The sequence below is a fragment of the Pseudomonas sp. HOU2 genome (assembly GCF_040729435.1).
Classification (GTDB): Bacteria; Pseudomonadota; Gammaproteobacteria; order Pseudomonadales; family Pseudomonadaceae; genus Aquipseudomonas.
Window position 1 is genome coordinate 4,305,414 of the sequence record NZ_CP160398.1, and the last position, 11,920, is coordinate 4,317,333.

Annotated in this window: 12 protein-coding genes; 6 read left to right on the top strand and 6 right to left on the bottom strand. The window is 61.6% G+C overall.

The features are described from left to right. The first annotated feature begins 5 nt into the window (after positions 1–5). Together garD and ABV589_RS19340 are read left to right on the top strand one after the other, a co-directional pair. Positions 6–1,559, top strand: coding sequence for a galactarate dehydratase (gene garD / locus ABV589_RS19335; RefSeq protein WP_367083101.1), 1,554 nt, complete (start codon positions 6–8; stop codon positions 1,557–1,559). A gap of 260 nt (positions 1,560–1,819) precedes the next feature. After that, positions 1,820–2,761 (top strand): AEC family transporter, encoded by a 942-nt coding sequence (locus ABV589_RS19340; RefSeq protein WP_367083102.1) that lies wholly within the window; start codon positions 1,820–1,822, stop codon positions 2,759–2,761. Positions 2,762–2,843: 82 nt separating this feature from the next. Here ABV589_RS19340 and ABV589_RS19345 read toward each other — a convergent pair whose 3' ends face one another. The 6 genes from ABV589_RS19345 to gatC all read right to left on the bottom strand — a co-directional run bounded on the left by ABV589_RS19345 (position 2,844) and on the right by gatC (position 8,239). Beyond that, entirely contained in the window at positions 2,844–3,221 is a 378-nt protein-coding gene (locus ABV589_RS19345) for a carboxymuconolactone decarboxylase family protein (protein WP_367083103.1), read from the bottom strand. Further along, positions 3,218–4,279: a calcium/sodium antiporter gene (locus tag ABV589_RS19350; RefSeq protein WP_027610832.1), complete on the bottom strand. Its 1,062-nt coding sequence runs from the start codon at positions 4,277–4,279 to the stop codon at positions 3,218–3,220. The genes ABV589_RS19345 and ABV589_RS19350 overlap by 4 nt, the downstream gene beginning before the upstream one ends. Positions 4,280–4,325: 46 nt before the next feature. Continuing rightward, positions 4,326–4,700: a septal ring lytic transglycosylase RlpA family protein gene (locus tag ABV589_RS19355; RefSeq protein ID WP_145597354.1), complete on the bottom strand. Its 375-nt coding sequence runs from the start codon at positions 4,698–4,700 to the stop codon at positions 4,326–4,328. Positions 4,701–4,891: 191 nt separating this feature from the next. Continuing rightward, entirely contained in the window at positions 4,892–6,337 is a 1,446-nt protein-coding gene (gene gatB / locus ABV589_RS19360) for an Asp-tRNA(Asn)/Glu-tRNA(Gln) amidotransferase subunit GatB (protein ID WP_103521629.1), read from the bottom strand. 146 nt (positions 6,338–6,483) lie between these two features. After that, positions 6,484–7,935: an Asp-tRNA(Asn)/Glu-tRNA(Gln) amidotransferase subunit GatA gene (gene gatA, locus ABV589_RS19365; protein WP_007961566.1), complete on the bottom strand. Its 1,452-nt coding sequence runs from the start codon at positions 7,933–7,935 to the stop codon at positions 6,484–6,486. A gap of 16 nt (positions 7,936–7,951) precedes the next feature. After that, a complete protein-coding gene (gene gatC, locus ABV589_RS19370) occupies positions 7,952–8,239 on the bottom strand; it encodes an Asp-tRNA(Asn)/Glu-tRNA(Gln) amidotransferase subunit GatC (protein ID WP_003221657.1) in 288 nt (95 codons plus the stop codon). Positions 8,240–8,450: 211 nt separating this feature from the next. Here gatC and mreB point away from each other — a divergent pair, with 211 nt between their 5' ends. The 4 genes from mreB (at position 8,451) to ABV589_RS19390 (ending at position 11,871) form a co-directional block, all read left to right on the top strand. Beyond that, positions 8,451–9,488 (top strand): rod shape-determining protein MreB, encoded by a 1,038-nt coding sequence (gene mreB / locus ABV589_RS19375; RefSeq protein ID WP_002555108.1) that lies wholly within the window; start codon positions 8,451–8,453, stop codon positions 9,486–9,488. Between the two features lie 177 nt (positions 9,489–9,665). Beyond that, entirely contained in the window at positions 9,666–10,739 is a 1,074-nt protein-coding gene (gene mreC / locus ABV589_RS19380; RefSeq protein ID WP_367083107.1) for a rod shape-determining protein MreC, read from the top strand. Beyond that, positions 10,739–11,230, top strand: a complete 492-nt coding sequence (gene mreD / locus ABV589_RS19385) for a rod shape-determining protein MreD (RefSeq protein WP_007961576.1) — start codon at positions 10,739–10,741, stop codon at positions 11,228–11,230. The genes mreC and mreD overlap by 1 nt, the downstream gene beginning before the upstream one ends. A 44-nt stretch (positions 11,231–11,274) precedes the next feature. Continuing rightward, positions 11,275–11,871 (top strand): Maf family protein, encoded by a 597-nt coding sequence (locus ABV589_RS19390; RefSeq protein WP_367083109.1) that lies wholly within the window; start codon positions 11,275–11,277, stop codon positions 11,869–11,871. Positions 11,872–11,920 lie beyond the last annotated feature (49 nt).

Genomic DNA, 11,920 nt, shown 5'->3' on the forward strand with positions numbered 1-11,920 from the left:
GCGTCATGCAGTTGATTGAACATTCCGACTCGCCGCGCTACATCCGCCTGCACGAGCGGGACAACGTAGTGATTGTGGTCAACGACCAGGGCGTGCCGGCGGGCACCGAGTTCCCGGACGGTCTGGTGACCGTGGATTTTGTGCCGCAGAGCCACAAGGTCACCCTCGAGGACATTCCCGAGGGCGGCCAGGTGATTCGCTACGGCCAGACCATCGGCTACGCGTTGCAGCCGATCCCACGCGGCAGCTGGGTCAAGGAAGATCAACTGCGCATGCCCACCGCGCCGCCGCTGGACAGCCTGCCGCTGTCCACCGAAGTGCCGGCCGCGCAGGCCCCGCTGGAAGGTTTCACCTTTGAGGGTTACCGCAACGCCGACGGCACCGTCGGTACGCGCAATATCCTCGGGATCACCACCACGGTGCAGTGCGTGACTGGCGTGCTCGATCACGCGGTGAAACGCATCAAGGACGAGTTGCTGCCGAAGTATCCGCACGTCGATGATGTGGTGGCGCTGACCCACAGTTACGGCTGCGGCGTGGCGATCACCGCCACCGACGCCTACATACCGATCCGCACCGTGCGCAATCTTGCGCGCAACCCGAACCTCGGTGGCGAAGCGCTGGTGATCAGCCTGGGCTGCGAGAAATTGCAGGCCGGGCAGGTGATGCACGAGGACGATGCCTCGGTCGATCTCAGCGAGCCATGGCTGTATCGCCTGCAGGATTCCAGTCACGGTTTCACCGAGATGATCGAGCAGATCATGGCCTTGGCCGAGACCCGTTTGAGGAGGCTCGACCAGCGCCGCCGCGAAACCGTGCCGGCCTCCGAGCTGATCCTCGGCATGCAGTGCGGCGGCAGCGATGCGTTCTCCGGCATCACCGCCAACCCGGCGCTGGGTTATGCCTCGGACTTGCTGCTGCGTGCGGGGGCGACGGTGATGTTTTCCGAAGTCACCGAAGTGCGCGATGCGATTTATCTGCTGACTTCCCGTGCCGAGACCAAGACCGTGGCGCAGGAACTGGTGCGCGAGATGGACTGGTACGACCGTTATCTGGCCAAGGGCGAAGCGGATCGCAGCGCCAACACCACACCGGGCAACAAGAAGGGCGGGTTGTCGAACATTGTCGAGAAGTCGCTGGGTTCGATCGTCAAATCCGGCAGCAGCGCGATCAACGGTGTGCTCGGCCCGGGCGAGCGTTTCAAGCGCAAGGGGCTGATCTTCTGCGCGACACCGGCCAGTGATTTTGTCTGCGGCACGCTGCAACTGGCGGCGGGAATGAACCTGCATGTGTTCACCACCGGGCGGGGTACGCCGTACGGGTTGGCGATGGCGCCGGTGGTGAAGGTTTCGACGCGTACGGAATTGGCGCAGCGCTGGCCGGACCTGATCGACATCGATGCCGGACGAATCGCCACCGGGCGCGCGTCCATCGAGGAGTTGGGCTGGGAGTTGTTCCACTACTACCTGGATGTGGCGAGCGGCAAGCAGCAGACCTGGGCGGAGAAGCACAAGCTGCATAACGACATCACGTTGTTCAATCCGGCGCCGATTACCTGATGGTTTGTGGGGCAAAAGCTACCCTCACCCCAACCCTCTCCCGGAGGGAGAGGGGGCCGATCCGGGAATATTTTAGTAATACACCGACCTGAAAATGCTTTGCCGAATCCATAGTCGACTCGGTATTGCAGGTCGATGTATGACGCACCACACCTCAGTCAGTCCCCTCTCCCTCCGGGAGAGGGTTAGGGTGAGGGGCTTTTCAAGCTTTTGGCTTATCATTAAGCCCTGACGACGCTCACCCAAAGGCTCCCCCCGGCATGCTGGCAATCTTCCTCGAAACCCTGAACATCACCGCGCCGGTGTTTGCCATGCTGTTCCTCGGGGTGTTGCTCAAGCGCATCGACTGGATCAACGACAACTTCATCCACACCGCCTCCTCGCTGGTGTTCAACGTCAGCATGCCGGCGCTGCTGTTTCTGGGGATTCTGCATGCGGATCTGCACGCCGCGCTGCAACCGGCGCTGCTGATCTATTTTGCGGTTGCGACGCTGATGAGTTTTGCTCTGGCCTGGGGCTGGGCGATCATCAAGTGTCCGCGCGAGGATCGCGGCATCTACACCCAGGGCGCGTTTCGCGGCAACAACGGGGTGATCGGTCTGGCGCTGGCGGCGAGCATGTACGGCGACTACGGGATTTCCCTCGGGGCGATTCTCGCGGCGCTGGTGATCCTGTTCTACAACACCCTGTCGACCATCGTGCTGGCGGTGTACAGCCCGGTGATCAAGTCCGATCCGTGGAGCATCTGCAAAAGCGTGTTCAGCAATCCGTTGATCGTCAGCGTGATTGCGGCGGCGCCGTTTGCCTGGTTCAAGATCAGCCTGCCGGGCTGGCTGGAAACCTCCGGCCAGTATCTGGCGCAAACCACGTTGCCGCTGGCGCTGATCTGCATTGGTGGCACGCTGTCACTGGCGGCGCTGCGTCAGAGCGGCAGCATGGCACTCAGCTCCAGTCTGCTGAAGATGGTCGGTCTGCCGGTGCTGGCAACCCTCGGTGCGTGGCTGTGGGGTTTTCGCGGGGCGGAGCTGGGAATTCTGTTTCTGTACTTCGGCAGCCCGACGGCGGCGGCTAGTTTCGTCATGGCCCGGGCGGCGCAGGGCAATCATGAGCTGGCAGCGGCGATCATTGTGCTGACCACGCTGATGGCGGCGGTGACCACCAATATCGGGATCTTTCTGTTGCAGTGGGGTGGGTGGATTTAAAGCAGATCAAAAGATCGCAGCCTGCGGCAGCTCCTACATTGGGATGCGTTCTCCTGTAGGAGCTGCCGCAGGCTGCGATCTTTCAGCTTTTCTGGTAACTGTCGATCACTTCCTGCGCCGCGCGAAACGCATCAATCGCCGCCGGCACGCCGGCGTACACCGCGCAATGCAGCAGCGCCTCGCGAATCTCCTCGACCGTGCAGCCATTGTTCAGCGCACCCCGCACGTGGCCTTTCAACTCCTGGGGGCACTTCAACGCGGTCAGCGCAGCCAGGGTGATCAGGCTGCGGGTTTTCAGCGGCAGACCTTCGCGATTCCACACGCCGCCCCAGGCGTGTTCATTGACGAAGTCCTGCAACGGCTGAGTGAATTCGGTGGCGTTGCCCAGCGCGCGATCAACGAACGCATCGCCCATTACCTGACGGCGGATTTCAACCCCGGTTTTCTGCGAATCGGTCATGGTACATCCCTCTTGTGGTGTTGGCGGCGCCAGGCGCGTACGGACGTGAACAACAGAAACGCCAGCAGCGTCGGCAGCACGTAGAACAGCATCAGTTTTTCCAGTTTGCCGGCCAGCGGCATGCCGGTGGTGAACGACACCACGTGCAGTCCGTAAGCCGCGTACAAACCGAGCAACAGCAGACCCTCGGCGCGGGTCACGCGGTAGCCGGAATAGAACACCGGCAGGCACAGCGCGGCGACGCCGAGCATTACCGGCAAGTCGAAATCCAGTGCGTTGGGCGAGACCGACAACGGCGTCGGTGCGATCAATGCAGTGACCCCGAGTACCCCGAGCAGGTTGAACAGGTTGGCACCAATCACGTTGCCCACGGCAATGTCGCGCTGGCCGCGCAATGCGGCGATCAGCGAGGTGGCGAGTTCCGGCAGCGAGGTGCCGACCGCGACCACGGTCAGGCCGATCACCCGTTCGGAGAAGCCCAGATCCGTCGCCACCGCCACCGCAGCACCGAGCAGCAAATGCCCGGCGAACACCAACAGCGCCAGGCCGACAACGATCATCAGCAGACTGCTGAACCACGGTGCCTGCGGGGCTTGCGGCAATTCCGAATGCGGGCGCGCCGAGTGCCGCGACTGGCGCAGCAGCAGGCCCAGATACAACGCCAGTGCCGCGAGCAGCAGCACGCCGTCGAAGCGGCCGATCTGTTCATTCCAAGCGAGGACGAACACCAGCAGGCTGGCGCCGATCATCAGTGGAATATCCAGACGCACCAGTTGCCGTGAGACTCGCAACGGAATGATCAGCGCCGACAGACCAAGGGTCACGAGGATGTTGAAGATACTGCTGCCGATCACGCTGCCGACGGCAATGTCGGGGTTGTGCGCCAGGGTCGCTTGCAGGCTGACTGCCATTTGCGGGGCGCTGCTGCCGAGGGCGACGATGGTCAGGCCGATGATCAGCGGGCGCACATGCAGGCGCGCCGCAAGACGCACGGCGGCGCGCACCATCAGTTCGGCGCCAAGGATCAGCAGGATCAGGCCGCTGAGCAACTCAATCACATTGATCAGCGGTAAATCGGCCAGTGCAAAAATGGTCAGCGCTCCATCAGTCGTCGAGGGCCTGAATGCGCACCCGCGCCGTGCCGCTGCCAAGCATGCCGAGGCGTTCGGCGGCTTCACGCGAGACATCGATCAAGCGGCCACGGGTGTGCGGGCCGCGATCATTGATGCGCACAACGCAGGATTTGTCGTTTTTCAGGTTGGTGACCTTCACCCGTGTACCGAATGGCAATTGGCGGTGGGCGGCGGTCAGGGAATGCTGGTTGAACGCTTCGCCGCTGGCGGTGCGTTTACCGTGGTGCTTGGCACCGTAATAGGAGGCGACGCCGGTCTGGTCGTAACCGTGCGGGTCGATGATGTCGTTGCTGGCGCAACCGGCGAGCAAGGAGAGCAGGGCGCAGGCGCCGAGCAGACGTTTCATTCGAAAGCTCCCAGAATAATTGTGGCGAGGGAGCTTGCTCCCGCTCGGCCGCGAAGCGGTCGCAAAACCAGCAACCGCATTCTTCCTGAAAGAGTGCGGATGCCGACTTCGGTCTGCTGCGCAGACCAGCGGGAGCAAGCTCCCTCGCCACAGGGGATCAGAGCCAGTGACAAATGCTGGCTCCATTTGCATCAGCCTTCGAGCTTGCTTTTCAGCAGTTCGTTCACTTGCTGCGGGTTGGCTTTGCCTTTCGAAGCCTTCATGGCCTGACCGACGAAGAAGCCGAACATCTTGCCGCGTTTGGCTTCGTCTGCCGCGCGGTATTGCTCGACCTGCTCGGCGTTGGCCGCGAGCATTTCGTCCAGTACTGCGGAGATCGCGCCAGTGTCGGTCACTTGCTTGAGACCGCGCTTGTCGATGATCTCGTCTGCCGTGCCTTCGCCGTTGGCCATCGCTTCGAACACCACTTTGGCGATCTTGCCGGAGATGGTGTTGTCCTTGATGCGCTGCAGCATGCCGCCCAATAGTTCAGCGGAAACCGGCGAGTCCTCGATGTCCAGGCCTTGCTTGTTGAGCAGGCTGCCCAACTCGACCATCACCCAGTTCGCCGCCAGTTTGGCGTCGCCACCAATGGCTGCGACTTTCTCGAAGTAGTCCGCTTGCTCACGGCTGGTAGCCAGCACGTTGGCGTCGTAGGCCGACAGACCGAACTGGCTCTGGAAGCGCTCGCGTTTTTGCGGTGGCAGTTCCGGCAGGGTGGCGCGCACCTCGCCGAGGAACGACTCTTCGATGACCACCGGCAGCAGGTCCGGATCGGGGAAGTAACGGTAGTCGTTGGCTTCCTCTTTGGAACGCATCGGACGGGTCTCGTCCTTGTTCGGATCGTACAGACGGGTCTGCTGGATCACTTTGCCGCCGTCTTCGATCAGCTCGATCTGCCGCTGGATCTCGGAGTTGATCGCCTTCTCGATGAAGCGGAACGAGTTGACGTTCTTGATCTCGCAGCGGGTGCCGAACTCGACCTGGCCTTTCGGGCGTACCGATACGTTGCAGTCGCAACGCAGCGAGCCTTCGGCCATGTTGCCGTCGCAGATGCCAAGGTAACGCACCAGTGCGTGGATCGCCTTGACGTAAGCCACGGCTTCCTTGGCGCTGCGCATGTCCGGCTCGGAAACGATTTCCAGCAGCGGCGTGCCGGCACGGTTCAGGTCGATGCCGGTGGCACCGTTGAATTCTTCGTGCAGGCTCTTGCCGGCGTCTTCTTCCAGGTGCGCGCGGGTGATGCCGACACGTTTGACGGTGCCGTCTTCCAGGGCGATGTCCAGGTGGCCCTTGCCGACAATCGGCAATTCCATCTGGCTGATCTGGTAGCCCTTCGGCAGATCCGGGTAGAAGTAGTTTTTACGGGCGAACACGTTGTGCTGACCGATCTCGGCGTCAATCGCCAGACCGAACATCACCGCCATGCGCACCGCTTCCTGGTTCAGTACCGGCAATACGCCGGGCATGCCCAGGTCGATCAGGCTGGCCTGGGTGTTCGGCTCGGAGCCGAACTGGGTGGAACTACCGGAAAAGATTTTCGACCGGGTAGTGAGCTGAGTGTGAATCTCCAGCCCGATCACGACTTCCCATTGCATGTGTGTCTCCTAGCCTTTTGCTGGGGATTTTGAAACGTCGCGAGCGAAGGTAAGGCAAGGCGAAAACTGGCGAGTAAGCGGAGTTGACTTTAGTCAATGAGCATTACGAGCCAGTTTTCAACGCAGCATTACCGAGCGCAGCAGTTTCAAAACCCCTGCGGGGTGCGGGTGTGCCAGTCAGTGTGTAACTGATACTGGTGGGCAACGTTGAGCAAACGGCCTTCCTGGAAATACGGCGCAAGCAACTGCACGCCCACCGGCAGACCGTCGACAAAACCGGCCGGCATCGACAGGCCCGGCAGGCCCGCGAGGTTGGCGGTGATGGTGTAGACGTCTTCCAGATAGGCAGCGACCGGGTCGCTGTTCTTCGCGCCGAGCTTCCAGGCCGGGTTCGGCGTGGTTGGGCCGAGGATGATGTCGACTTCATTAAAGGCAGCCATGAAGTCGTTCTTCACCAGACGACGGATCTTCTGCGCCTTGAGGTAGTAGGCGTCGTAGTAACCGGCGGACAGCGCGTAGGCACCGACCATGATCCGGCGCTGCACTTCAGGCCCGAAGCCTTCGCCGCGGGAGCGCTTGTACAGGTCGATCAGGTTTTCCGGGTTCTCGCAGCGATGGCCGAAGCGCACGCCGTCGAAACGCGACAGGTTCGAGGAAGCTTCGGCCGGGGCGATCACGTAGTACGCAGGAATCGCGTGCTGCATGTTCGGCAGGCTGATTTCCTTGATCACGGCACCGAGCTTCTGCAGCTCTTTGATGCTGTTCTGGATCAGTTCGGCGATGCGCGGGTCGAGACCGGCGCTGAAGTATTCCTTCGGCACGCCGATGCGCAGGCCCTGCAGCGAATCGCCAAGGCTGGCGGAGTAATCCGGAACCGGCTCATCGATGCTGGTGGAATCGTTCTGATCGAACCCGGCCATACCTTGCAACAAAATTGCGCAGTCTTCGGCAGTGCGCGCCAGAGGGCCGCCCTGATCGAGGCTGGAGGCGTACGCGATCATGCCCCAGCGCGACACACGACCGTAGGTCGGTTTCAGGCCGGTGAGGTTGGTGAATGCAGCGGGCTGACGAATCGAACCACCGGTGTCGGTGGCCGTGGCCGCCGGCAACAGACGCGCGGCAACTGCCGCCGCCGAACCACCGGAGGAGCCGCCCGGGACGTGTTCCAGGTTCCACGGGTTTTTCACCGCGCCGTACCAGCTTGACTCGTTGGCCGAACCCATGGCGAATTCGTCCATGTTGGTCTTGCCCAGAGTCACGGCGCCGGCAGCGGCCAGTTTCGCAACCACGGTGGCATCGTACGGCGCCTTGAAGTTGTCGAGCATCTTCGAGCCGCAGCTGGTGCGGATGCCCTGGGTGCAGAACAGGTCCTTGTGGGCGATCGGCGCACCGAGCAGGGCGCCGCTCTCACCATTGGCCCGGCGTGCATCGGCGGCTTTCGCCTGCTCGAGTGCCAGCTCTTCGGTGAGGCTGATGAAACTGTTGAGCTGCGGATCGAGCTGGGTAATACGCGCCAGCAGGACTTTGGTCAGCTCTTCGGAGGAAAACTTTTTATCGGCGAGACCGCGGGCGATCTCGGCCAGAGTCATTTGATGCATTGCAGGCTCTTTCCCTTTAGTCGATGACTTTCGGAACCAGATACAGGCCGTTTTCGACCGCTGGTGCGATGGACTGATAGGCCTCGCGGTGATTGGTCTCGGTCACGACGTCGGCGCGCAGGCGCTGACTGGCTTCCAGCGGGTGGGCCAAAGGCTCGATACCGTCGGTATCGACAGCCTGCATTTCGTCGACCAGCCCGAGAATGCTGTTGAGGGCGGAAGTAATGTGCGGAAGATCGGCATCATTGAGGCCAAGGCAGGCCAGATGTGCGATTTTTTCCACGTCGGAGCGTTCTAGCGCCATCGGGATTCTCCAGTGGAAAACAGAACGGACGGCGTCCGTGTGTTAGATTGTCGGAACACTACCGCACTTCTACGGTCATAAGGCCGCGATTGTGGGGCTTGGTGCACAGAAAAGCGGCCAATTTAACATATTGGCGCCTTGCCCAAAATCCCTGTCGTTGTTAGAGTTTGCCGCACTTTTTTACCCACGCGTTGCCTAGGGTCCCTTTCCCATGTTCAAGAAACTGCGTGGCATGTTTTCCAGCGATCTTTCCATTGACCTGGGCACTGCCAACACCCTTATTTACGTGCGCGAGCGCGGTATCGTCCTGAATGAGCCATCGGTTGTGGCCATTCGGACACACGGTAACCAGAAAAGTGTCGTTGCTGTCGGCACCGAAGCCAAGCGCATGCTCGGCCGTACGCCGGGCAACATTGCTGCCATTCGTCCGATGAAGGACGGCGTGATCGCCGACTTCAGCGTCTGCGAAAAGATGCTGCAATACTTTATCAACAAGGTTCACGAAAACAGCTTTCTGCAGCCCAGCCCTCGTGTGCTGATCTGCGTTCCATGCAAATCCACCCAGGTTGAGCGTCGTGCCATCCGTGAATCGGCCCTCGGTGCCGGTGCCCGTGAAGTGTTCCTGATCGAAGAGCCAATGGCTGCTGCGATCGGTGCCGGCCTGCCGGTTGAAGAAGCGCGCGGTTCGATGGTCGTCGATATCGGTGGTGGTACCACTGAAATCGCACTGATCTCCCTGAACGGTGTGGTCTATGCCGAATCCGTCCGCGTGGGCGGCGACCGCTTCGACGAAGCGATCATCACCTACGTGCGCCGCAACTACGGCAGCCTGATCGGTGAATCGACTGCCGAGCGCATCAAGCAGGAAATCGGTACGGCCTACCCGGGCGGCGAAGTTCGCGAAGTCGACGTTCGCGGTCGCAACTTGGCCGAAGGCGTTCCACGTGCATTCACCCTGAACTCCAACGAAGTGCTGGAAGCTCTGCAAGAGTCCCTGGCCACTATCGTTCAGGCGGTGAAAAGCGCGCTGGAGCAATCGCCGCCGGAACTGGCTTCCGACATCGCCGAGCGCGGCCTGGTGCTGACCGGTGGTGGCGCGCTGCTGCGTGACCTCGACAAGTTGCTGGCCCAGGAAACCGGTCTGCCGGTGATCGTTGCCGAAGATCCGCTGACCTGCGTTGCTCGCGGCGGTGGCCGTGCATTGGAAATGATGGACAAGCACACCATGGACCTGCTCTCCAGCGAATAAGCGCCGGTTTGCAATACGTGGGTGAGCGCGCAGGCAGCACTTTGCAGTGCTGCCTGTTGGCGTTTATCTTCTGTCAGTCTTCATCCAGGCCGGTTTGATGCCGTATGAATAAACAGAACATTTGCCTGGGAGGAGCGGCTTATTAAACCGCTTTTCGCCAAAGGCCCTTCGTTGGGTGTGCGCCTGTTGGTGCTGGCCGTGCTGTCGGTCGCGCTGATGGTGGTCGATGCCCGCTTCGACCTGCTCAAACCCGCGCGCAAACAAGCGTCGCTGGTGTTGATGGACGCCTACTGGATCACCGACCTGCCCGGACGGCTGTGGGAAGGCATCGCCAGTCAGTTCGGCAGCCGCACCGAGCTGGTCGCCGAAAACGAAAAACTCAAGACCGAGAACCTGCTGTTGCAGGGGCGCATGCAGAAGCTTGCCGCCCTTACCGAGCAGAACGTGCGGCTGCGCGAGTTGCTCAATTCCTCCGCACTGGTCAACGAAAAGGTCGAAGTGGCCGAGTTGATCGGTATGGACCCCAATCCCTTCACCCATCGCATCATCATCAATAAAGGTGAGCGCGATGGCGTGGTGCTCGGTCAGCCGGTGCTCGATGCGCGCGGTCTGATGGGCCAGGTGGTCGAGTTGATGCCGTACACCTCCCGGGTGCTGCTGCTGACCGACACCACTCACAGCATTCCTGTCCAGGTGAACCGTAACGGTCTGCGGGCGATTGCCAGCGGCACCGGCAACCCGGAACGTCTGGAGCTGCGGCATGTTGCTGATACCGCCGACATCAAGGAAGGCGATCTGCTGGTCAGCTCCGGCCTCGGTCAGCGCTTCCCGGCCGGTTATCCGGTGGCGACGGTCAAGGAAGTCATTCACGACTCCGGCCAGCCGTTCGCGATTGTCCGTGCGGTGCCGACCGCGGCGCTGAATCGCAGCCGTTACCTGCTGCTGGTATTCAGCGACAACCGCACCGCCGAAGAGCGTGCCAACGATGCGGCGCAGGCCCAGGAAAATCTTGATGCGCAGGGCGGTGGCCCGATGCTTCCGGCCACGGTGCCGAAAGTCGTCAACCCACCGGCGGCGGCAACGCCAGCTGCAGCCGCCGCTCCAGCTCCAGCTGCTGCGGCCAGCACTACGCCGGCCAAACCTGCGGCCAAGCCAGCGGCGGCGAGCAAGCCGCCAGCATCCCATCCGGCTGCGCGACCGGCGGCGAAACCGCCCGCCACTGCGCCGGCCAATACCGGGAGGCAAGAATAATGGTCGGGGCTACTGCTTCGCGTAACGGCTGGATTGTCTGGCTGACGTTTGTCGTCGGCATCCTGCTGAGTGTTTCACCGCTGCCGATGTTCATGGAAATCCTGCGCCCGCTGTGGCTGGCCTTGCTGCTGACCTTCTGGGCGTTGTACATGCCGCATACGGTCGGCATGGTCACCGCGTTCTGCCTGGGGCTGGCCGAAGACGTGCTGCAGGGCGATCTGCTTGGTCAGAATGCCTTGATCCTGACGCTGATCACCTTCCTGGTGCTGTCGTTGCAGCAGCGTCTGCGGATGTTCCCGATGTGGCAGCAATGCCTGGTGATCCTGGTGATCTTCGGCCTCGCTCAACTGGTTCAATTGTGGCTCAGCGCCTTGACCGGCAATCGTCAGCCCACTCTGGCGCTGGTATTGCCGGCACTGGTCAGTGCCTTGCTCTGGCCTTGGGTCAGCTTCGCTTTGCGTGGATTGCGCCGGCGCTACAAAATCAACTGATTCGGTCAGGCATGTGCCCGCACCTCGACAAGGGAGATGTCTTGATGAAGCCGCTTTACCTCGCCTCTGGTTCGCCGCGTCGGCGTGAGTTGCTCACGCAGATCGGCGTGCCGTTCTCCGCCATCAGTGCGGACATCGATGAAACCCCGCTCCCTGAAGAATCGCCCTCGGCCTATGTCGAACGCCTTGCGCGCGGCAAGGCCGAGGCTGGTCGGCGCACGCGGGTGTCCGACGCGGCGTTTTGCGTTCTGGGCGCGGACACCGCGGTGGTGCTCGACGGCAAAATTCTTGGCAAACCGGTGGACGAAGCCGATGCATGCGCCATGCTGATGATGTTGTCCGGCAAGGAGCATGAAGTGCTGACTGCCATCGCCGTGCTCGAAGGCCAGCGCTGCGAGTCGCTTGTGGTGCGCAGTCTGGTGCGGTTCCGCCCGATCAGCCGCGAAGAGGCTGCGGCCTACTGGGCCAGTGGCGAACCCCGGGACAAGGCCGGCGGTTATGGCATTCAGGGCCTCGGCGCGGTGTTTGTCGCCGGGCTCAATGGCAGCTATTCGGCGGTGGTCGGGCTGCCGGTTTGCGAAACCGCAGAACTGTTGGGCCATTTCGGCATACCCTGTTGGCAAAACCTGAACGCGCAATGAGCGTCGTACGAATCAAGATGCGGCCATTATCGTGAACATGCCTGAACGA